This is a genomic window from Pseudomonas sp. MWU15-20650, from assembly GCF_023242475.1.
Classification (GTDB): Bacteria; Pseudomonadota; Gammaproteobacteria; order Pseudomonadales; family Pseudomonadaceae; genus Aquipseudomonas.
Genome location: NZ_JALJFG010000017.1, coordinates 32,524 through 54,459 on the forward strand (window position 1 = coordinate 32,524; position 21,936 = coordinate 54,459).

A 21,936-nucleotide genomic window follows, 5' to 3' on the forward strand; every position below is an offset into this window, starting at 1 on the left:
AACCTGTCGGATAAGCCCCGTTCGCCGAGGCCTATGCAGATGACTACGCCGGCGCGCCAGGGTTCTGTTTGTGTGCCGGTTTATTTAGTGAGCACGGGCCTTGGTGACCCGGTCCACAAGATAGACCAGGCCGTGATAGTCGATGCCACCATGCAGGCTCAGGCCGATCTCGCAGGTACGGCTGGTGGAGATGCCCTCGCTGCAATACTGCACGGCGTCCTTGAGTGAGCGCAGTGAGTGGGCGTTGAGTTCTGGCGTGGTAAAGCCTTTATCGCCGGCAAAACCGCAGCAGTGGATGCCTTCCGGGACCACCACGGTCTTGGCGCAGCGCCGAGCCACGTCGATCAATGCCTGGCTTTCGCCCAAGTGTTGGGTGCTGCAGGTGACGTGCACCGCGATGGGCGCATCCTGGGGCTCGAAGTCGAGACGGTCCATCAGGTGGGTGCGGATAAAGCGCACGGGGTCGTAGAGGTCCAGGCGGGTTTCGCCCAGGTCTTGTACCAGGCGCAGCGTGCAGGGGCTGGTATCGCAATAGATGGGGTCGAGGCCGCCACGGCTGGCGTGGAGCAGGGCGCCGATCAGTTCCTGGCGCTTGTGCTCGGCCTGTTCGGCGTAGCCTTTGGAGGCGAAGGGTTGGCCGCAGCACAGGCTGTCTTGGTTGTCGGGAAAGACCACTTGATAACCGGCCTTTTCCAGCAGGTTGCGGGTTTTGTCGTACAGCGACATCTGCTCTTTATCACCGGCTGCCGGGCCCATGGCGCGTGAGACGCACGCCGCGAGATAAACCACCCTTGGCCGTGCATCCGTCACCGCAGGGCTGAAACGAATGGCTTTTTCCGGTTGCGGCATGGCGGTGGTCCATTGTGGGATTTGCCCCTTGGACAGCGTGGTCACCGTGGCCGACCACTTCGCAAGGCGCGGTGCACCCAGCAGCAGGCGTGCACCATTAGCTACATGCAGGGTAAAGCGTGCGCCTTGCAGGGTCGTAGCGAAATGGGTGGCGAGCCATTCGGCAGTTTTCGTACGGGTGGCGTCACGGCTGCGCAGCTTTTTCACCAGGTCACCGGTGTTGATACCGACTGGGCAGCGCTGGGCACACAGCCCAGTAGCGGCGCAGGTATCGATGCCTTGGTAGTGGTAGGCCGCCTCCAGTTCGGTGGTGTCGACGCCGGCCCGTTTCTTCGCCTGGATATCACGCCAGATCACAATGCGTTGGCGTGGGCTGAGCGTCAGGCCCTTCGAAGGGCACACGGGCTCGCAAAAGCCACACTCGATGCACTTATCCACAAGCTCGTCGGCGGCGGGCAGGGGCTTGAGGTGTTTGAGGTGGATTTGTGGGTCTTCGCTGAGCACCACATCCGGGTTGAGGATGCCGTTGGGGTCGAGCAGGCGCTTGAGTTGCCACATCAGTTGATAGGCGTCGCTGCCCCATTCCAGCTCGACGAAAGGCGCCATATTGCGGCCAGTGCCGTGTTCGGCTTTCAGCGATCCACCGAACTCCACCGCCACCAAGTGTGCGACGTCGTCCATGAACGCCTGATAGCGTGCGACTTCATCGCTGCTGTTGAAGCCTTGGGTGAACACAAAGTGCAGGTTGCCTTCCAAAGCGTGTCCGAAAAGGATGGCTTCGTCGTAATGATGCTTTTCGAACAGTGCGATCAAGCGGTTGACGCCGATGGCCAGTTGCTCGACCGGGAAGGTCACGTCTTCGATGATCACCGTGGTGCCGGTTTTGCGTACGGCGCCTACGGCGGGGAAGGTGTCTTTGCGGATCGCCCACAGGCGCGCGTTTTCCACCGGGTCTTCGGTGAAGTCGACTTGTTTCTCCACGGCAAAAGGCGCCAGGGAGGCCATGATCAGTGTCAGTTGCTCATGCAGTAATGAGGGCGAGGCCGCGCGGGATTCGATCAGCAGTGCGCAGGCGTTTTCCGACAGTTGCTGTACGAAGGCGGGCATGCCCGGTTTGTCCTGCACCGAACGCATGCTGCGTCGATCCAGCAGTTCAACGGCGGAGACGGGCTGGGTCTTGAGGGCCGTTACGGCGTTGCAGCACGTCTCGACATCCGGGAACACGATCAGCGCTGAGGCTTTGTTCGGGTGGTCGACCACCGTGTCGTAGGTCACTGCGCTGATAAACCCCAGCGTGCCCTCGGAGCCCACCAGTAGGTGGCTGAGGATATCCAGCGGGTCATCGAAATCCACCAGCGCATTGAGCGACAGGCCGGTGGTATTTTTCAGACGGTATTTGTGGCGGATCTTTGCAGCCAACTCAACGTTTGCCCGCGTCTCGCGACCCAATGAGGCCAGGCGCTCAAGCAGCGCGCTGTGAGTCTGGCGGAAGGCTTTAACGCTGCCAGCATCTTCTGTGTCCAGGCGGCTGCCATCAGCCAGCACCAGGCGAATGCCCGCCAGGGTGTGATAGGTATTTTGCGCCGTACCGCAGCACATGCCACTGGCGTTGTTGGCGACGATACCACCGATTTTGCAGGCATTGATCGACGCCGGGTCCGGCCCGATCTTGCGCCCGAACGGTGCCAGCCAGGCATTGGCCTGGGCACCGATCACGCCGGGCTGCAGGCGGATTTGTGTGCCTTGCCCGCGAATCTCGCGGCCATTCCAGTTATCCCCCAGCACGATCAGCACCGAGTCGCTGATGGCCTGCCCGGACAGGCTGGTGCCGGCTGCGCGGAAGGTCACCGGCACGTGGTCACGCTGGGCCAGTTGCAGCAGCTTGACGACTTCGTCTTCTGACTCCACGCGGATTACCAACTGTGGGACCAGTCGGTAAAAGCTAGCGTCGGTGCCGAAGGCAAGGGTGGAAAGTGGATCGTCGAAGAGACGATCTTTCGGGATCAGTTGTGCGGCGTCACTCAGAAAGGCAGCAGGCAGGCTCATCGGTCCTCCAGAAATAGCTGACGCCGGAACCGTTGTCCGGCGTCGATTCTTACCCTATTACGTGCAGGTCTCAGTGCACCAGCATGCCGGTGAACCAGTAAGCCTGCGCCAGAGTGATCAGCCCGACGATCGTGGCAAAAAACAGGCTGTGCTTGAGGGTAAAGCGGAACAGATCGGATTCTTTGCCCACCAGGCCAGTGGCTGCGCACGCCACGGCGATCGACTGTGGCGAGATCATTTTGCCGGTCACGCCGCCGCTGGTGTTTGCCGCTACCAGCAGGACATCGTTGACGCCGATCTGGTGGGCGGTGGTGGCTTGCAATGAACTGAACAGGGCGTTGGACGAGGTGTCGGAGCCTGTCAGGAATACCCCCAGCCAACCGAGGAACGGCGAGAAGAACGGGAAGGCTGCACCGGTGGCGGCCAGTACCAATGCCATGGTCGAGGACATGCCGGAGTAGTTGGTAACGAAGGCGAAGGCCAGCACCATGCCAATGGACAGGATTGGCCAGCGCAACTCGAAGAAGGTCTCTTTTAAAGTGGTAAGACCAGTCTTGATGTCGATTTTCAGCACCAGCATCGAGACGAGTGCAGAGAAGAAAATGGCGGTGCCGGTGGCCGAGATCGGGTCCAGTTTGAATACGGCCGGGATCGCTGTCGGGGTGGTCACGATGGGGGCAGTTTTGATCACCAGTTGATCCAGGTGCGCAATGGCAAAGTTGAACACCCAGCTGTACATCGAGCCGCCTGCCGCGAACATCGCCTTGAAGGGCTTGAGGGTCCAGATGGTCACCAACACGGTCAGGATCAGGAAGGGCGACCATGCCTTGAAAATTTGCCCCAGGCTGTAGGGCGAAGCCACGGTGCTGCGTGGCTGGCCGAAGCCGCCTGCGCTGGCAGTGACTGTTGCACCGGGCGTGGCGCCGGCAATCTGTGCGCCAGCAGTGCGCTTAGGCTGCCAGACCTTCAGGAATAGGGTCAGGGCAACCAGGCTAACGAGGGCCGAGGTGATATCCGGCAACTCCGGACCCATGAAGTTGGAGGTGAAATACTGGGTGACGGCGAAGCTCAGGCCAGCGACCAATGCAGCGGGCCAGGTTTCGCGAACGCCGCGCAGGCCGTCCATCATGAACACCAGCCAGAACGGTACGAACAGCGACAGCAACGGCAGTTGGCGACCGGCCATGGCGCCGATCTTGAACGAATCAATGCCGGTAACTTGGCCGGCGACAATGATCGGAATTCCCAGTGCGCCAAAGGCCACCGGCGCGGTGTTGGCAATCAGGCACAGGCCCGCGGCGTAAAGTGGGTTGAAGCCCAGGCCGACCAGCAGCGCGGCGGTGATCGCCACGGGCGCGCCGAAGCCGGCCGCCCCTTCCAGAAAGGCGCCGAAGCAGAAGCCGATCAGCAGTACTTGAAGGCGCTGGTCATCGGTGATCGACAGGACGGAGCTGCGGATGATTTCGAACTGGCCGCTCTTGACCGTCAATTTGTAGAGGAACACCGCCGCAACGATGATCCATGCAATAGGCCACAAGCCGTAGGCAAAGCCGTAACCGGCAGCGGCCAGGGCCATGTCTACCGGCATCTGGAAGGCGAAGATGGCGACCAGTATCGACAGGGCCAGGGTGATGCTGCCGGCCACATGGCCTTTGAGGCGAAATACGGCCAAGGCCAGAAAGAAGAATACGATGGGAATAACGGCGGCCAGTGCGGACAGGCCGAGACTGCCGAGAGGGCTGTAGAGCTGTTGCCAGGTTTGCATATGGGGTGGCCCCTGATTGTTGTTGTTTGTTGAGCTTGGATAATTGGTAATACCAATTTATAGTCGCTGTTGGCTAGAGTAAGAGCCTCGGCAGGGGTGTGTCAATTTGCCGCCTGCGAAACTTTGGTCTTAGGTCGGGGGGGAGGTGTTGTGATCGAATAAATCGCAGGTGTTCTGATAGGTGCTGCAAGCGTGGCGATAGGCCAGAATAGAGGCCCCGGCGAGTGGTCGGGATCGTGGAGAGTGAGTTATGGGGTTTGATCAGGTGCGTCAGCGCCGTTTGTCTGACGATATTGTCGAGCAGCTTGAGGGCATGATCCTTGAGGGCACGTTGAAGTCGGGCGAGCGCTTGCCGGCCGAGCGCGCTTTGGCTGAACAGTTTGGTGTATCGCGCCCATCATTGCGTGAGGCGATCCAGAAACTGGCGGCCAAAGGGTTGCTGGTCAGTCGCCAGGGCGGTGGCAACTATGTAGCGCAATCTTTGGGGTCGACCTTCAGCGATCCGTTGCTGCACTTGTTGGAAAACAACTCTGAAGCGCAGCGGGATTTGCTTGAATTTCGTCAGACTCTCGAAGCATCGTGCGCCTATTACGCGGCATTACGTGCCACTGAGGTCGACCGTGAGCGGCTGACAGCGGCTTTTGAGGCGTTGCAGGATTGCTATGCACGGGCCGATGAAGTGAGCCGGGTGGAGGAGGGCGCTGCGGATGCGCGGTTTCACCTGGCTATTGCCGAAGCCAGTCATAACGCCGTGCTGTTGCACACGATTCGCGGCTTGTTCGACCTGCTCAAGCGTAATGTGGTGACGAATATTGGTGGTATGTATCAGCAGCGCACGGAGACTCGCGACATGCTGATCAGTCAGCATCGAGACTTGTACCTGGCAATCATTGAGGGGCGGGCCGAGCAGGCACGCGAGGTTTCAACACGTCACCTGCTGTATGTGCAGGAAGTGTTGGAGGAAGTGCGTCAGGAGGTTCAGCGTGTAGCCCGGGCTGAGCGCCGTAAAGGTATGTAGCCTCGGCTGAGTAACCCAAGGCTACATCGTCACAAGGGTTACTCTTCTTTGCCCTTGTTACGCACAGCGCGATGCAATTCACGGTTGGAATCGCGTTCGCGTTCTGTATCGCGCTTGTCGTATTCCTTCTTGCCCTTGCCCAGTGCGATTTCGCACTTGACCAGATGCTTGCTCCAGTACCAGGACAAGCAGACGCAAGCGTAGCCTTTTTGCTGCACGGCCGCGGCGAGCTTTTCCAGTTCGCGGGCATTGAGCAATAGCTTGCGTGTGCGCACCGGGTCGGCAATCACGTGGGTGCTTGCGGTGGTCAGAGGCGTGATATGACTGCCGAGCAGCCACGCCTCGCCATCCTTGAGCAGCACATAGCTGTCGACCAACTGCAGTTTGCTGGCACGCAGACTCTTTACTTCCCAGCCGGCCAGGACCAAGCCAGCCTCGAATCGATGTTCGATGAAGTAATCGTGTCGCGCCTTTTTATTTTGCGCGATGGTCCCTGTGGGGTGTTTCTTTTGTTTAGCCATAGGGGCGGCATTATAGGGAGTTGCGAGCGTGTCGGCTACGGTCAACCTGCGTGCTTGAGCGTGTCGGGCGAATCCCGGACAATGCAGGCGCTTCTTTGGTTTTTTTCTCTCGCGGATTGGGCTGTTTTTTCGCGATGTTTGCCGTTCAGCTGTGGAAATAACGCTCACATGACGACGCATATTCAACGTTCGGCCCTGCTGCCTTATCCGGCGCAGGCGCTCTATGACCTGGTCAACGACGTGGCGCGTTACCCGGAATTCCTGCCTTGGTGCTCGACTGCCGAGGTCTTGGAGAGCAGTGCGGAGCACATGGTCGCCAGTGTCGGAGTGGCCAAGGGCGGCCTTAGTCAGCACTTTGTTACGCGCAATGTGCTGGTGCCGGGGAAGTCAATCGAAATGAATCTGCAGGAAGGGCCATTCACCCAGCTGCATGGGGTGTGGGTTTTCAAGGCGCTGACCGATAAAGCCTGCAAGATCAGCCTGGATCTGTCGTTTGATTATGCCGGGCCCATTGTGCGGGCGACGCTGGGGCCTTTGTTCAATCAGGCGGCTAACACTTTAGTGGATGCGTTCTGTCAGCGAGCCAAGCAACTGCATGGTTGAGATTGAAGTGGTGTATGCCGCCGTGGATCGCCAGGTTTTGCTGGGGGTGGCGGTGCCTGTGGGCACAAGCTTGCGGGCGGCGGTGCAGGCATCGGGGATTGCAGGGCAATTTCCGCAGCTGGTATTGGCTGAGTGCCCTTTGGGGGTCTTTGGTAAGGTGGTGACAGACCCGGATGTGCGTGTTGTGCAGCCGGGTGATCGAATTGAAATCTACCGCCCGTTGCTGGCGGACCCAAAGGAAGTGCGCAGGCTGCGCGCGGCTAAAGCGGCGATGGCCAGGCAGCAAAATTCATAAGCTTGCCAATCTGCAGGCAGCAAAAAGCCCGGTACGCCGGGCTTTTTGTTGAGCGCCGCAATGTTACTGCGGGCTGGCGTCCAGAGGCTGTGGCGTCGGGACCGGCACGGTTTTCACGCCGTCGACGTCTTTCTGGATCTGGTCGAGCAAGGAGCCAGGTTTGGCCGGCTCCTCGGCCTTCGGCTTCTCGGCTTCCTGCGCAGGCGCGGTCACGTTGGTGCCGTTATCCTTGCCCAGTAACGCTTCATCACGGCTTACGCCGGGCATGAAGTCGCCGGAAAGGCTCACAAGCTGGTCATTGCCATTGAAGATGACGCTGACGCGTTCCTGTTGGCGTTCACCGCCACCAGGCTGGATGCTGTAGAGATAATCCCAGCGATCGGCATGGAAAGTGTCGGTCAGCAGAGGGTTACCCATGATAAACCGTACTTGCCGTCGGGTCATTCCCGGCCGTAACTGGTCTATCATGTCCTGCGTGACGACATTGCCCTGCTGGATGTCGATTTTGTAAACCCCGGGGAATGAACAACCGGCGAGTGCGAGCAGTCCCACAAAGGTGAAACTGGTTAGCAAGAGCTTGGTGTTTTGCATCGGTGGGCGACTTCCACTATCTTGGCTGGGACAACGTAAACGCCGATCATACCCGTATTAAGAGAAGCTGCGAAGCAGCATCCGCGAGAAAGCTAACCATGGTTGAAAATAGCGAACTACGCAAAGCCGGTCTCAAAGTGACTCTGCCACGAGTCAAGATTCTACAAATGCTCGATTCTGCTGAGCAGCGCCACATGAGTGCCGAGGATGTTTACAAGGCGCTGATGGAGTCTAACGAGGACGTTGGCCTGGCCACGGTTTACCGTGTGCTGACCCAGTTTGAAGCCGCAGGGCTGGTGGTTCGTCATAATTTCGACGGCGGTCATGCGGTGTTCGAATTGGCAGATGGTGGTCATCACGACCATATGGTTGACCTCGATACAAACGAGGTGATTGAGTTCACCAGTCCGGAAATTGAAAAGCTCCAGCACACTATTGCTGAGCAGCACGGATTCGAATTGGTTGACCACAATCTGGTGCTTTACATCCGTAAGAAAAAGTAAAAATCGGCGCAGTTCTGCTCTGCGAAACGATAGAAGGCGACCTTAGGGTCGCCTTCGTGCTTTCTATAAAGGGGAAGCTTCAGTTCAAGCCTTGGCTGCCACGACCATTTTCTTCGCGTGAGCCAAGGACTCCTTGGTTAAGTCGATACCGCCGAGCATCCGCGCCACTTCCTCTACGCGTTCCGACTTGTTCAGTTTGGAGACGGCCGTGTGGGTTGCATCACTGCCTCGCACTTTATGTACAAACAAATGTTGATGCCCTTGGGCTGCCACTTGTGGCAAGTGGGTCACCGTCAGCACCTGGCCGCGATCCCCCAGGCGGCGCAATAACTGGCCAACGATTTCTGCGGTTGGCCCACCAATGCCGACGTCTACCTCGTCGAATACCAGTGTCGGTACTCGTGAGGTCTGGGCGGTAATCACCTGAATCGCCAGGCTGATCCGCGACAGCTCCCCGCCGGATGCCACCTTGGCCAGTGCCTTGAGTGGTTGCCCAGGGTTGGCGCTGACCAGGAGCTCTACTTGTTCCAAGCCATGAGGTTGCAGCTCGTGACTGGTATTGGCGTGTAACTCGATGGTGAAGCGCCCGCCCGGCATGCCCAGGCGCTGAATCTCCTGCTCAACGGCACCGGCCAGGCTCGTGGCTGCCTGCTGGCGCAGGTCACTCAGCTCGCGGGCCTTCTCTTGATAATGGCGGGCAAAGGAAGCGAGCTCGTCGCCCAGTCGCTCAATGGACTCGTCATTGGCGTTCAGTGTTTCGATTTCATCCAGCAGTTTCTGCTGCATGGTTGCAACTTCAGTGGGCTGGATTCGATGTTTGCGCGCCAGGGTATAGATAGTGTCCAGACGCTCTTCTATCTCCTGCAGGCGCGCTGGATCGGCATCGAAGTGGTCCAGGAAGCGATTCAGTTCGCCAACGGCTTCTTCAACCTGGATCTGCGCGCTGGTCAGCAGGGTGGTCGCTTCACTCAGGGAGCCGGAAGCATTATTCACGCTGGACAGGCGGTTGAGGCTGGCTGTCAGCGCGTTGAGCACATTGCCGGAGTCGCTCTCGCTGCATTGCTCGACCACCTGGCGGCAGATGCCCAGCAAGGTCTCTGCATTGGTCAGGTTCTTGTGTTCCTGCTCAAGTTGCTCCAGCTCGGTCTCGCCCAGGCCCAGGCTTTCAAGCTCTTCGAGTTGATAGCTGAGCAGTTGGTGGCGAGCGCGTTGTTCGTCGCCGGAGTTGGAGAGGCGCTCCAGCTCCTGGCGCGTTTGGCGCCAGCGTTGGGCGGCCAGTTGCACCTGGCGGGCAAGATCGGTGGCGCCAGCGTACTCATCGAGCAAGCGGCGATGAGTATCGGTTTTCAGCAGGGATTGGTGTTCATGCTGGCTGTGGATATCGATCAGCAACTCACCCAGGGCTTTTAAATCACCGAGGGGGCAAGGCGTGCCGTTGATGTAGCCGCGGGAGCGCCCTTCAGCGGTGATTACCCGGCGCAGAATGCAGGGGCCCTCATTATTGAGGTCGCGCTCGGCGAGCCATGCCTCGGCTTCCGGAATGTCCGCCAGGTCGAAGGTGGCGAGGATGTCGGCTTTGTCGGCACCCGGGCGCACTACGCCACTGTCGGCGCGGTCTCCGAGGGTCAGGCCCAGGGCGTCGAGCATGATCGACTTGCCGGCGCCGGTTTCGCCTGTGATTACGCTCATTCCTCGGTCCAGTTCGAGATCCAGATGTTCAACGATGGCGTAGTTATGTACGGACAGGTGCACGAGCATGAACGTCGCTCCCAGGCTTTAGGTCTGGTTATTTATACAGTGTTTTGATCGGGGCTGACAATCCTGCCGCTTAGCTCGATTTACTTGATCGGCTGTGTTTTTTAGTGCGATGGGGAATGAGTGCGCAGGAAACGGTCCGATGTGTGTGAAAGACTTTGGTAATGCCTGCGCCCTTGAACCTGGAAATTGTGGCCCCATATACCGGAACAGAAGCGCGAGTTGAGTTCGCGCATGATTTTGAAAGGAGAAATCTATGGCTGACGAACAGACGCAGGATACGCAAACTCCAGACGCCAATTCGGCTGCCGGTGAGGAGCTGGCGACTCGCGTGCAAGTACTCGAAGAGCAATTGGCCGCCGCGCAGGATCAATCTTTGCGTGTTGCTGCCGATCTGCAGAACGTCCGCCGCCGTGCCGAGCAGGACGTAGAAAAGGCTCACAAATTCGCATTGGAAAAATTCTCCAATGATCTGCTACCGATCATCGATAGCCTGGAGCGTGGCCTTGAGTTGTCCAACCCGGACGACGAAAACATCCGCCCAATGCGTGAAGGAATCGAGCTGACCCTGAAAATGTTCCAGGACACCCTGAAGCGTTATCAGTTGGAAGCCATTGATCCGCAAGGCGGCGAGCCGTTCAACGCTGAGCATCATCAAGCCATGGCCATGCAAGAAAGTCATGACCTGGAGCCTAACAGCGTGTTGAAAGTGTTCCAGAAGGGATATCAGCTCAACGGTCGCTTGCTGCGCCCGGCAATGGTGGTGGTGAGCAAGGCTCCTGTAGCCGTTGCACCTTCTATTGATGAGCAGGCTTGAAATCCGCCGCAAGGCCCCCATTTATAAGTCAAGCGTTTAAGTGCTACCGCAGTTAGCCGCCACTGCTGCGGCATCCAAATTCAAGTTTCGGGAGAGTAAATCATGGGTAAAATTATCGGTATTGACCTGGGGACCACCAACTCCTGCGTCTCCGTGCTGGAAAACGGCGTTGCAAAAGTAATCGAAAACGCCGAAGGCGCGCGTACCACGCCGTCGATCATCGCTTACGCCAACGACGGTGAGATCCTCGTTGGTCAGTCGGCCAAGCGTCAGGCTGTGACTAACCCGCATAACACGCTGTATGCGGTAAAGCGTCTGATCGGTCGTAAGTTCGACGAAGAAGTCGTACAGAAAGACATCAAGATGGTCCCTTACAAAATCGCCAAGGCTGACAACGGTGATGCCTGGGTTGAAGTAAACGGCCAGAAAATGTCGCCGCCGCAAATCTCGGCTGAAATCTTGAAAAAGATGAAGAAGACTGCCGAAGATTATCTTGGTGAAGCAGTGACAGAAGCGGTGATCACCGTTCCTGCCTACTTCAACGACAGCCAGCGCCAGGCGACTAAAGACGCCGGCCGCATTGCGGGCCTGGACGTAAAACGTATCATCAACGAACCAACCGCAGCCGCTCTGGCTTACGGTATGGACAAGGCCAAGGGCGACCACACCGTGATCGTTTACGACCTGGGTGGCGGTACTTTTGACGTCTCCGTGATCGAGATCGCTGAAGTTGACGGCGAGCACCAGTTCGAAGTGTTGGCGACCAACGGTGACACCTTCCTGGGTGGTGAAGACTTTGACATTCGTCTGATCGACTACCTCGTTGACGAATTCAAGAAAGAAAGCGGCATGAACCTCAAGGGCGACCCGCTGGCCATGCAGCGCCTGAAAGAAGCCGCTGAGAAAGCCAAGATCGAGCTGTCTTCCGCTCAGTCGACCGACGTCAACCTGCCGTACATCACTGCAGACGCTACCGGTCCTAAGCACTTGAACGTGAAGATCTCGCGCGCCAAGTTGGAAGCGCTGGTTGAAGACCTGGTTCAACGCACCATCGAGCCTTGCCGCATTGCGCTGAAAGACTCCGGTATCGACGTTGGTTCGATCAACGACGTGATCCTGGTCGGCGGTCAGACCCGTATGCCGCTGGTTCAGAAGTTGGTGACCGAGTTCTTCGGTAAAGAAGCACGTAAAGACGTGAACCCGGACGAAGCGGTTGCCATGGGTGCTGCCATCCAGGGCGCGGTATTGGCCGGTGATGTCAAAGATGTACTGCTGCTGGACGTTAGCCCGCTGACCCTGGGTATTGAAACCATGGGTGGCGTGATGACTGCGCTGATCGAGAAAAACACCACGATTCCTACCAAGAAATCCCAAGTGTTCTCGACGGCCGATGACAACCAGGGCGCCGTGACCATTCACGTGCTGCAAGGTGAGCGTAAGCAAGCGGCGCAGAACAAGTCCTTGGGCAAGTTCGACCTGGCTGAGATTCCACCAGCACCACGTGGCGTGCCACAAATTGAAGTGACCTTCGACATCGACGCCAACGGCATCCTGCACGTCGGCGCGAAAGACAAGGCTACCGGCAAAGAGCAGAAGATCACCATCAAGGCCAACTCCGGTCTGTCTGATGAAGAAATTCAACAGATGATTCGTGATGCTGAGACCAATGCCGAGGCGGACAAGAAGTTTGAAGAGCTGGCAGCTGCTCGTAACCAGGGCGACGCACTGGTTCACTCGACGCGCAAAATGGTCTCCGAAGCGGGCGATAAAGTGACCGCTGAAGAGAAAACTGCGATCGAGGCCGCTCTGGTTGCCCTGGAAGCCGCTGTTAAAGGCGACGACAAGGCTGCCATCGAAGCCAAGGTTGAGGAGCTGTCGAAAGTTTCCGCGCCAGTGGCTCAGAAAATGTACGCCGAGCAAGCTAAGCCGGCAGACGGCGCTGCGCAACACGCAGAGCCTGAAGCCAAGCACGACGATGTTGTCGATGCTGAGTTCGAAGAAGTTAAAGAGCAGAAGTAATCTGCTCGACCGGTTGACCGCTAATAAGCGGTGACTGGTAGGATGTCGCCGCGCGGGAGCTTGCTCCCGCGTTGGCGTGTCTGGGGTATGCGAATTTTTACAGCATGCGACAACGCTCGGGTGCTGGCGGTGTGATCGGGAATGCTCCTGCTTCCCGATCGACAGTCACCGCGCTTTTGGCTGGGTCCCTGGCTGGAAGCAGTAATGACCAGGATCGTTGAATTGACGTGAGTTGGGTCCGGGCCTGTATTGGGGCTCAACGAGTTTGGCAAGGCTCAGGAGGGTCGAGCCGAACGTCCTTAAGAGTGCAAAGACTTATGGCAAAGCGTGACTATTACGAAGTGTTAGGTGTGGAGCGCGGTTCCAGCGAGGCGGACCTGAAAAAGGCCTACCGTCGCCTGGCGATGAAGCACCACCCTGACCGTAATCCGGATAGCAAAGAATCCGAAGAAATGTTCAAAGAGGCCAACGAGGCCTACGAATGTCTGTGTGATCCCAACAAGCGCGCGGCCTACGACCAGTATGGCCATGCGGGTGTCGACCCGAGCATGGGCGGCGGCGGTGCCGGGTTTGGTGGTCAAAACTTCTCCGACATTTTCGGCGATGTATTCAGTGACTTCTTTGGCGGCGGTCGTGGCGGCCAGCGCGGCGGTGCCCAGCGTGGCAGCGACTTGCGCTACACGCTGGAACTGAACCTGGAAGAGGCCGTGCGCGGCACCACGGTCAATATTCGTGTGCCGACGCTGGTCAATTGCAAACCGTGCGATGGTTCGGGTGCCAAGAAAGGCTCCTCGCCGATCACGTGCCCGACGTGCGGCGGTATCGGTCAGGTCCGCATGCAGCAAGGTTTCTTCTCGGTGCAGCAAACCTGCCCGCGCTGCCATGGTCAGGGCAAGATCATTTCCGACCCGTGCGACTCTTGCCACGGCGAAGGTCGCGTCGAAGAGTACAAGACCCTCTCGGTGAAAGTGCCGGCGGGCGTGGATACCGGTGATCGTATTCGCCTGTCGGGCGAAGGCGAGGCCGGGACCCAGGGTGGTCCGACGGGTGACCTGTACGTGGTGATCAATGTGCGTGAGCACTCGATCTTCCAGCGCGACGGCAAGCATCTGTTCTGTGAAGTGCCGATCAGCTTTGTTGACGCGGCATTGGGCGGGGAGTTGGAGATTCCGACCCTTGATGGTCGGGTCAAGCTGAAGATCCCTGAGGGCACGCAGACCGGTAAGCAGTTCCGTATCCGTGGCAAAGGCGTTGCGCCGGTGCGCGGTGGCGGTGCAGGTGACCTGATGTGTCGCGTGGCGGTGGAAACTCCGGTCAATCTGGGGCGTCGTCAGCGCGAATTGCTTGAAGAGTTCCGCAGTTCGCTGGAAGGCGATGACTCGCACTCGCCGAAAACCACCGGTTTCTTCGATGGCGTGAAGCGCTTCTTCGGCGACCTGTAAGGAAGTGAATATGCGACGTATAGCCGTAATGGGCGCTGCCGGGCGTATGGGCAAGACCCTGGTCGAGGCAGTGCAGCAGCGCTCGCCGGCCTCTGGGCTGACGGCGGCGATCGTTCGTCCGGGCAGCACGCTGATCGGGGCGGATGCCGGTGAGCTGGCCTCCCTGGGGCGCATCGGCGTTTCGTTGTCGGGCAACCTGGAGCAGGTGGCGGACGAGTTCGATGTATTGATCGACTTCACTCTGCCGGATGTGATGCTGAAAAACCTGGCGTTCTGCCGCAAGGCGGGCAAGGCCATGGTCATTGGCACGACGGGTTTGAGCGCAGAGCAGAAGCAGTTGCTGGTGGAGGCGGGCAAGGATATTCCCATCGTCTTCGCTGCCAACTTCAGTGTCGGCGTGAATCTGTCGCTCAAGTTGCTGGATCTGGCGGCGCGTGTTCTGGGTGATGAGGCGGATATCGAGATTATCGAGACTCATCACCGTCACAAGATCGATGCGCCTTCGGGCACTGCGCTGCGCATGGGCGAGGCTATCGCTGACGCGCTGGGCCGCGATCTGTCGAAGGTGGCGGTGTACGGGCGTGAAGGCCATACCGGTGCACGTGCGCGTGACACCATCGGTTTTGCGACTGTGCGAGGTGGTGATGTCGTGGGTGACCACACGGTGCTGTTCGCCACTGAAGGTGAGCGCCTTGAGATTACGCACAAGGCGTCCAGTCGCATGACCTTCGCCAAGGGTGCGGTGCGTGCTGCGCTCTGGCTGGACGGGCGTGAGCCGGGCCTGTACGACATGCGTGATGTGCTGGATCTGCACTGATCAGTAGCTAAAATAGGGCTTCAGGATTATCCTGAGGCCCCGTTTTACCCGCTAAGCGACTTCCTGTCGCATTCTCCTGCCTTTAAGGCTCATTAGCGGTGGACCAAAAAACCCTTTTTCTGTAAGCTACAGCTTTAGTGTGTCCACTAAAAGCGCGCAGAATAATTCAGTGAAGAAGCGGGGTGACGTGTCCATACGTCACTCCGCTTTTTTACAACCTGCGATCGCCCTTTCAGGCTTTATTTACGGGAGGTCTTCTTGACTAAGCCAGCCATACTCGCCCTTGCTGATGGCAGCATTTTTCGCGGCGAAGCCATTGGAGCCGACGGTCAAACCGTTGGAGAGGTGGTGTTTAACACTGCCATGACCGGCTATCAGGAAATCCTTACCGATCCTTCCTACGCCCAACAGATCGTTACCCTGACCTATCCGCACATCGGCAACACCGGTACTACACCGGAAGACGTCGAGTCTGATCGTGTCTGGTCGGCTGGTCTGGTGATTCGTGACTTGCCACTGGTTGCGAGCAACTGGCGTAACACGATGTCGCTGTCCGATTACCTGAAAGCCAACAACGTTGTGGCGATCGCCGGTATCGATACGCGCCGTCTGACACGCATCCTGCGTGAAAAAGGCTCGCAGAACGGCTGCATCATGGCCGGTGACAATATTTCCGAAGAAGCGGCGATCGCCGCAGCTCAAGGCTTCCCTGGCCTGAAAGGCATGGATCTGGCGAAAGTCGTCAGCACCAAAGAGAAGTACGAGTGGCGCTCCACTGTCTGGGACTTGAAGACCGACAGTCACGAGACTATTGCTGCTGCCGACCTGCAATACCACGTAGTCGCTTACGACTACGGTATCAAATACAACATTCTGCGCATGCTGGTTGAGCGCGGCTGCCGCGTGACCGTGGTGCCGGCGCAAACCCCAGCCAGTGATGTGCTCGCCCTGCAACCGGACGGCGTGTTCCTGTCCAACGGCCCGGGTGACCCTGAGCCTTGCGACTATGCCATCCAGGCGATCAAGGAAGTACTGGAGACCGAGATTCCGGTCTTCGGTATCTGCCTGGGTCACCAGTTGCTGGCCCTGGCTTCCGGTGCCAAGACCCTGAAAATGGGCCACGGCCACCACGGCGCCAACCACCCGGTGCAGGATCTGGACACTGGCGTTGTAATGATCACCAGCCAGAACCACGGCTTTGCAGTGGACGAGGCGACATTGCCGGGCAATGTCCGAGCCATTCACAAGTCGCTGTTCGACGGCTCCCTGCAAGGCATCGAGCGCACCGACAAGAGCGCGTTCAGCTTCCAGGGCCACCCTGAAGCCAGCCCGGGCCCGAACGACGTAGCGCCGCTGTTCGACCGTTTCATCAATGAGATGGCCAAGCGACGCTGACTGAGTGGCTAGCGGGCGGCCCCGAACCTCGGTGGCCCCCGCAGGCTCTTCAAAGATTGTTCAAGACGGCTTGCCGACTGACCTGCGGATTTGAGTGACAAACCCATGCCAAAACGTACAGACATAAAAAGCATCCTGATTCTCGGCGCTGGCCCGATCGTGATCGGCCAGGCTTGTGAGTTCGACTACTCCGGCGCCCAGGCTTGTAAAGCCCTGCGCGAGGAGGGCTACCGCGTCATCCTGGTGAACTCCAACCCGGCCACCATCATGACCGACCCGGCCATGGCCGACGCGACCTACATTGAGCCGATCAAATGGCAGACCGTTGCCAAGATCATCGAGAAGGAGCGTCCGGACGCGCTGCTGCCGACCATGGGTGGCCAGACTGCACTGAACTGCGCCCTGGACCTGGAGCGCGAAGGCGTCCTGGAAAAGTTCGGCGTTGAAATGATCGGCGCCAATGCCGACACGATCGACAAAGCTGAAGACCGTTCGCGTTTCGACAAGGCCATGAAGTCCATCGGCCTGGCGTGCCCGCGTTCCGGGATCGCCCACAGCATGGAAGAAGCCAACGCGGTCCTCGAGACCCTGGGCTTCCCGTGCATCATCCGTCCGTCCTTCACCATGGGCGGCACCGGTGGTGGTATTGCCTACAACCGTGAAGAGTTCGAAGAAATCTGCGCCCGTGGTCTGGACTTGTCGCCAACCAAAGAGCTGCTGATCGACGAATCGCTGATCGGCTGGAAAGAGTATGAGATGGAAGTTGTCCGCGATAAGAAGGACAACTGCATCATCGTCTGCTCCATCGAAAACTTTGACCCGATGGGCGTGCACACCGGTGACTCGATCACCGTTGCTCCTGCGCAGACCCTGACCGACAAGGAATACCAGATCCTGCGTAACGCCTCCCTGGCGGTCTTGCGCGAGATCGGCGTGGAAACCGGCGGTTCGAACGTTCAGTTCGGCATTTGCCCGGACACCGGCCGCATGGTCGTGATCGAGATGAACCCGCGTGTATCCCGTTCGTCGGCCCTGGCTTCCAAGGCCACCGGTTTCCCGATTGCCAAAGTCGCGGCCAAACTGGCTGTAGGCTACACCCTGGACGAACTGTCGAACGACATCACCGGCGGCAAGACCCCGGCGTCCTTCGAGCCGTCCATCGACTATGTCGTGACCAAGCTGCCACGCTTTGCCTTCGAGAAATTCGCCAAGGCTGACGCACGCCTGACCACTCAGATGAAGTCGGTCGGTGAAGTCATGGCTATCGGCCGTACCTTCCAGGAATCCCTGCAGAAAGCCCTGCGTGGTCTGGAAGTGGGTGTTTGCGGCCTCGACGAGAAGCTTGACCTGAGCAATCCGGAAAGCATGAGCGTACTCAAGCGCGAGCTGACCGTTCCGGGTGCCGAGCGTATCTGGTATGTGGCTGATGCCTTCCGCGCAGGCATGACCGTCGAAGACATCTTCGGCATGAACATGATTGATCCGTGGTTCCTGGTACAGATCGAAGATCTGATCAAGGAAGAGGAGAAGGTCAAGACACTGGGTCTGGCCAGCATCGACCGCGACATGATGTTCCGCCTCAAGCGCAAAGGTTTCTCCGATCAGCGCCTGGCCAAGTTGTTGGGTGTGACTGAGAAGAACCTGCGGACTCATCGCCACAAGCTGGAGATCTTCCCGGTCTACAAGCGCGTTGATACCTGCGCGGCCGAGTTCTCCACCGACACCGCCTACCTGTACTCCACCTACGAGGAAGAGTGCGAAGCTGCGCCGTCGGGTCGTGACAAGATCATGATCCTGGGTGGCGGTCCGAACCGTATCGGCCAGGGCATCGAGTTCGACTATTGCTGCGTACACGCCGCTCTTGCTCTGCGTGAAGACGGGTACGAGACCATCATGGTCAACTGCAACCCGGAAACTGTTTCCACCGACTACGATACCTCTGATCGCCTGTACTTCGAGCCAGTAACCCTGGAAGACGTGCTGGAAATCGTGCGCGTCGAGAAGCCAAAAGGCGTGATCGTCCAGTACGGCGGCCAAACCCCGCTGAAGCTGGCGCGTGCCCTGGAAGCGGCCGGCGTACCGATCATCGGCACCAGCCCAGACGCTATCGACCGTGCTGAAGACCGCGAGCGCTTCCAGCAAATGGTCGAGCGCCTGAACCTGCGTCAGCCGCCAAACGCCACTGTGCGCAGTGAAGATGAAGCTATTCGTGCGGCCAGCAAGATTGGTTACCCGCTGGTGGTGCGTCCGTCCTACGTGCTGGGCGGCCGGGCGATGGAAATCGTCTACGAAGAAGAAGAACTCAAGCGTTACCTGCGCGATGCGGTGAAGGTGTCCAACGACAGCCCTGTGCTGCTGGACCACTTCCTCAACTGCGCTATTGAAATGGACGTGGATGCGGTTTGCGACGGTACCGATGTGGTGATCGGCGCGATCATGCAACACATCGAACAGGCGGGCGTTCACTCCGGTGACTCCGCATGCTCGCTGCCGCCGTACTCGCTGCCTGTGCATATCCAGGATGAGATGCGCGAGCAGGTCAAGAAGATGGCTTTGGAGTTGGGTGTGGTCGGCCTGATGAACGTTCAGTTGGCGCTGCAAGGCGAAGACATCTACGTCATCGAAGTCAACCCGCGTGCTTCGCGTACCGTACCGTTCGTGTCCAAGTGCATCGGTGTGTCCCTGGCCATGATCGCTGCCCGCGTGATGGCTGGTAAGACCCTGAAGGAAATCGGCTTCACCAAGGAAATCATTCCAAACTTCTACAGCGTGAAAGAGGCAGTGTTCCCATTTGCCAAATTCCCTGGCGTGGACCCGATCCTGGGCCCAGAGATGAAGTCCACCGGTGAGGTGATGGGTGTGGGCGACACCTTCGGCGAAGCGTTTGCCAAGGCTCAGATGGGTGCCAGCGAAGTGCTGCCGACCGGTGGTACTGCGTTCATCAGCGTTCGTGATGATGACAAGCCGCTGGTTGCGGGTGTGGCCCGTGATCTGATCAACTTGGGTTTTGAAGTCGTGGCTACCGCTGGGACCGCCAAGCTGATCGAAGCTGCCGGCCTGAAAGTACGTCGCGTGAACAAGGTGACGGAAGGCCGTCCGCACGTGGTCGACATGATCAAGAATGACGAAGTCACCCTGATCATCAACACCACCGAAGGTCGTCAGTCGATCGCGGATTCCTATTCCATTCGTCGTAATGCCTTGCAGCACAAGATCTATTGCACCACCACTATTGCTGCTGGCGAAGCCATCTGCGAAGCGCTCAAGTTCGGTCCGGAAAAGACCGTGCGTCGCTTGCAGGATCTACACGCAGGATTGAAGGCATGACCAAATACCCAATGACCGTCCAGGGCTTCAAGGCCCTGGAAGAGGAGCACGCCCATCTGACCAAGGTCGTACGTCCAAAGCTGAGCCAGGACATCGGTACGGCTCGTGAGCTGGGTGACCTGAAGGAAAATGCCGAATACCACGCTGCTCGTGAGCAGCAGGGCATGGTCGAAGCGCGGATACGTGACATCGAAGGCCGTCTGCAGAACTCTGTAGTCATCGATGTGACGACCATTCCTCATACCGGGAAGGTGATTTTCGGCACCACCGTGGAAATCGCCAACGTCGAAACTGACGAAAGCGTGGTTTACCACATCGTGGGCGAAGACGAAGCTGACTTCAAACTCGGCAAGATCTCTGTCGGTTCACCGCTGGCTCGCGCCTTGATCGCCAAGGAAGAGGGTGATGTGGTGACCGTTAAAACGCCTGGTGGCGTGACCGAGTACGAGATTGTTGAAGTTCGCCATGTCTGAAAGGTGGCGCCCGCTTCGTGCGGGCGCCATGCTTTGGCAGCTTGCCCAGATGCTTTGGGTGGGTGGCCTATGGTTGTTTCATCTTGGTGTGCTACCGGTGCTGGGCCTGATTGGCCTGGCTCCGTTGCTGATCGATGAGATCGATGGATTATTGAGCGCGCTGCTGGTGGGTTTTGCGGCGGCGTGTGTGATGCTTCAGGCGTTGGTGCTGGTCAAGGCTGAAGGCTTGGAAAGTCTGTGGCGGGATATTCGCGGGCAACTGCTGTTGATGGCGCTGTATGCATGCGCAATGTTTTGCGTGGTGCATGTGTGGCTGCCGGAAGCGTTGCGCTGGCAGCTATTCAGCTATCTTGTGCTAGGGTTCTCCGGCCTGGTGCTGGTTATACAGCCGGCGCCGGGATGGAGTGGCAGGGCGCGCGAAGCGCGCCCGTGACCCTTGTAATCATTTGAAGCGATGAACGTTCGACAGTTGCTTGTTGACGCTGAAATTCTTGCGATACAGCAGCGCCATCTTGCCGATGACCTGAACCAGGTCCGCTTTGCCGGTCTTGCACAGTTCTGCAATGGCGGCCAGGCGCGCTTCGCGATCAAGGATATTGACCTTGATCTTGATCAGCTCGTGATCGTTCAGTGCGCGTTCAAATTCGGCTAACACACCTTCAGTCAAACCGTTGTCTGCCACAATCAGAACTGGTTTCAGATGGTGGCCAATGGATTTGTACTGTTTCTTCTGCTCTTGAGTGAGCGGCATAATCTGACCCCTGCGTCTGATCTTGTAAAAAGCGGCGGCCAGTTTACCCGAGCGAGTCCGGGACCGCCCAGTTAATCACGACCCGTTTTATTTTCGAGGTGGCCCGTGGCCCGTTCCAAAACTAGCCTTAAGTGGCTGCAAGAGCATTTCAACGACCCTTACGTCAAAAAGGCGCAAAAGGACGGCTACCGTTCCCGGGCCAGTTATAAGCTTCTAGAGCTCCAGGACAAGGACAAATTGTTTCGCCCTGGCATGAGTGTTATCGATCTGGGAGCCGCCCCGGGTGGCTGGTCCCAGGTAGCCAGTCGTCTGATTGGTGGGCAGGGACGGTTGATCGCATCGGACATCCTCGAGATGGACAGCATCCCGGATGTAACCTTCGTGCACGGTGACTTTACCCAGGACGCTGTACTGGCCGAGATCCTGGAAGCTGTGGGAAATTCGCAGGTAGACCTTGTGATTTCCGACATGGCCCCCAATATGAGTGGATTACCGGCTGTTGATATGCCGCGAGCCATGTTCCTTTGCGAGTTGGCATTGGATTTGGCGGGGCGAGTATTGCGCCCGGGTGGTGATTTCCTGGTCAAGGTCTTCCAGGGTGAGGGTTTTGACGAGTACCACAAGAACATCCGCAAGCTGTTCGACAAGGTGCAGATGCGTAAACCAGACTCTTCCCGGGACCGTTCTCGCGAGCAATACCTGTTGGCGCGAGGGTTCCGTGGTATCGAAGGCGCCGCCAGTGATGAGCGTCTTTGAAGGTTTCAAGGGAGTCGATAGGTTTTTTTATGTCGCTTTCGTCACGAAGCTTTACGAATATTGTGTAGTCAAAGTTTCACAAAGGGTTACAGACGGCGCCTGCCAGAGTTGTAGGTAATGTAGTAAGTTAGGCCGGTGAATATCATGCGAAGCGCGCGCCAGTAGCGGAGCTTGCTTCAGAGGGTAGTTAATT

19 protein-coding genes are annotated in these 21,936 nt (G+C 58.2%); 13 read left to right on the plus strand and 6 right to left on the minus strand.

From position 1 onward, the window contains the following. Positions 1 to 84: 84 nt before the first annotated feature. Together M5B43_RS14825 and M5B43_RS14830 are read right to left on the minus strand one after the other, a co-directional pair. Positions 85 to 2,895 carry an FAD-binding and (Fe-S)-binding domain-containing protein gene (locus tag M5B43_RS14825; protein WP_248750813.1) on the minus strand — a complete coding sequence of 937 codons (2,811 nt, stop codon included), beginning with the start codon at positions 2,893 to 2,895 and terminating at the stop codon, positions 85 to 87. Positions 2,896 to 2,965: 70 nt separating this feature from the next. Beyond that, entirely contained in the window at positions 2,966 to 4,660 is a 1,695-nt protein-coding gene (locus M5B43_RS14830) for a lactate permease LctP family transporter (protein WP_248750814.1), read from the minus strand. A 250-nt stretch (positions 4,661 to 4,910) separates the two neighbouring features. Here M5B43_RS14830 and M5B43_RS14835 point away from each other — a divergent pair, with 250 nt between their 5' ends. Further along, positions 4,911 to 5,678 (plus strand): FCD domain-containing protein, encoded by a 768-nt coding sequence (locus M5B43_RS14835; protein WP_248750815.1) that lies wholly within the window; start codon positions 4,911 to 4,913, stop codon positions 5,676 to 5,678. A 38-nt stretch (positions 5,679 to 5,716) separates the two neighbouring features. On the opposite strand, the gene smpB is transcribed toward M5B43_RS14835, so the two are convergent. Further along, positions 5,717 to 6,199, minus strand: a complete 483-nt coding sequence (gene smpB / locus M5B43_RS14840) for an SsrA-binding protein SmpB (RefSeq protein WP_014719962.1) — start codon at positions 6,197 to 6,199, stop codon at positions 5,717 to 5,719. A gap of 168 nt (positions 6,200 to 6,367) precedes the next feature. Between smpB and M5B43_RS14845 the strand changes: the two genes are divergently transcribed. Both M5B43_RS14845 and M5B43_RS14850 read left to right on the plus strand, forming a co-directional pair. Next, entirely contained in the window at positions 6,368 to 6,802 is a 435-nt protein-coding gene (locus M5B43_RS14845; RefSeq protein WP_248750816.1) for a type II toxin-antitoxin system RatA family toxin, read from the plus strand. Then, positions 6,795 to 7,097: an RnfH family protein gene (locus M5B43_RS14850; protein ID WP_248750817.1), complete on the plus strand. Its 303-nt coding sequence runs from the start codon at positions 6,795 to 6,797 to the stop codon at positions 7,095 to 7,097. Before M5B43_RS14845 ends, M5B43_RS14850 begins: the two co-directional genes overlap by 8 nt. Before the next feature lie 63 nt (positions 7,098 to 7,160). On the opposite strand, the gene M5B43_RS14855 is transcribed toward M5B43_RS14850, so the two are convergent. Next, positions 7,161 to 7,688 carry an outer membrane protein assembly factor BamE gene (locus M5B43_RS14855; RefSeq protein ID WP_248750818.1) on the minus strand — a complete coding sequence of 176 codons (528 nt, stop codon included), beginning with the start codon at positions 7,686 to 7,688 and terminating at the stop codon, positions 7,161 to 7,163. A gap of 98 nt (positions 7,689 to 7,786) precedes the next feature. Between M5B43_RS14855 and fur the strand changes: the two genes are divergently transcribed. After that, entirely contained in the window at positions 7,787 to 8,191 is a 405-nt protein-coding gene (fur, locus tag M5B43_RS14860) for a ferric iron uptake transcriptional regulator (protein WP_248750863.1), read from the plus strand. 84 nt (positions 8,192 to 8,275) lie between these two features. Here fur and recN read toward each other — a convergent pair whose 3' ends face one another. Next, a complete protein-coding gene (gene recN, locus M5B43_RS14865; protein ID WP_248750819.1) occupies positions 8,276 to 9,949 on the minus strand; it encodes a DNA repair protein RecN in 1,674 nt (557 codons plus the stop codon). A 253-nt stretch (positions 9,950 to 10,202) separates the two neighbouring features. Here recN and grpE point away from each other — a divergent pair, with 253 nt between their 5' ends. From grpE to M5B43_RS14905, 8 genes are all read left to right on the plus strand, one after another. Further along, a complete protein-coding gene (gene grpE / locus M5B43_RS14870; RefSeq protein ID WP_248750820.1) occupies positions 10,203 to 10,763 on the plus strand; it encodes a nucleotide exchange factor GrpE in 561 nt (186 codons plus the stop codon). Positions 10,764 to 10,865: 102 nt separating this feature from the next. Next, positions 10,866 to 12,782 (plus strand): molecular chaperone DnaK, encoded by a 1,917-nt coding sequence (gene dnaK, locus M5B43_RS14875; RefSeq protein ID WP_248750821.1) that lies wholly within the window; start codon positions 10,866 to 10,868, stop codon positions 12,780 to 12,782. Between the two features lie 317 nt (positions 12,783 to 13,099). Beyond that, on the plus strand, positions 13,100 to 14,224 hold the full coding sequence (gene dnaJ, locus M5B43_RS14880) for a molecular chaperone DnaJ (RefSeq protein WP_248750822.1): 1,125 nt from the start codon (positions 13,100 to 13,102) through the stop codon (positions 14,222 to 14,224). A gap of 10 nt (positions 14,225 to 14,234) precedes the next feature. After that, positions 14,235 to 15,041: a 4-hydroxy-tetrahydrodipicolinate reductase gene (gene dapB, locus M5B43_RS14885; RefSeq protein ID WP_248750823.1), complete on the plus strand. Its 807-nt coding sequence runs from the start codon at positions 14,235 to 14,237 to the stop codon at positions 15,039 to 15,041. A 258-nt stretch (positions 15,042 to 15,299) separates the two neighbouring features. Continuing rightward, the gene (gene carA / locus M5B43_RS14890) at positions 15,300 to 16,436 is read left to right on the plus strand and encodes a glutamine-hydrolyzing carbamoyl-phosphate synthase small subunit (protein WP_248750824.1); all 1,137 of its coding nucleotides are present in this window, start codon (positions 15,300 to 15,302) and stop codon (positions 16,434 to 16,436) included. Positions 16,437 to 16,541: 105 nt separating this feature from the next. Further along, a complete protein-coding gene (carB, locus tag M5B43_RS14895) occupies positions 16,542 to 19,763 on the plus strand; it encodes a carbamoyl-phosphate synthase large subunit (protein ID WP_248750825.1) in 3,222 nt (1,073 codons plus the stop codon). Then, a complete protein-coding gene (greA, locus tag M5B43_RS14900; RefSeq protein WP_248750826.1) occupies positions 19,760 to 20,236 on the plus strand; it encodes a transcription elongation factor GreA in 477 nt (158 codons plus the stop codon). The genes carB and greA overlap by 4 nt, the downstream gene beginning before the upstream one ends. 28 nt (positions 20,237 to 20,264) lie before the next feature. After that, positions 20,265 to 20,669, plus strand: coding sequence for an MFS transporter (locus M5B43_RS14905; protein WP_248750827.1), 405 nt, complete (start codon positions 20,265 to 20,267; stop codon positions 20,667 to 20,669). Between the two features lie 9 nt (positions 20,670 to 20,678). Here the strand turns inward: M5B43_RS14905 and yhbY are convergent, their stop codons facing one another. Continuing rightward, positions 20,679 to 20,987 carry a ribosome assembly RNA-binding protein YhbY gene (yhbY, locus tag M5B43_RS14910; RefSeq protein WP_248750828.1) on the minus strand — a complete coding sequence of 103 codons (309 nt, stop codon included), beginning with the start codon at positions 20,985 to 20,987 and terminating at the stop codon, positions 20,679 to 20,681. Positions 20,988 to 21,092: 105 nt separating this feature from the next. Here yhbY and rlmE point away from each other — a divergent pair, with 105 nt between their 5' ends. Further along, entirely contained in the window at positions 21,093 to 21,743 is a 651-nt protein-coding gene (gene rlmE, locus M5B43_RS14915) for a 23S rRNA (uridine(2552)-2'-O)-methyltransferase RlmE (protein WP_010206606.1), read from the plus strand. The last annotated feature ends 193 nt before the right edge of the window (positions 21,744 to 21,936 follow it).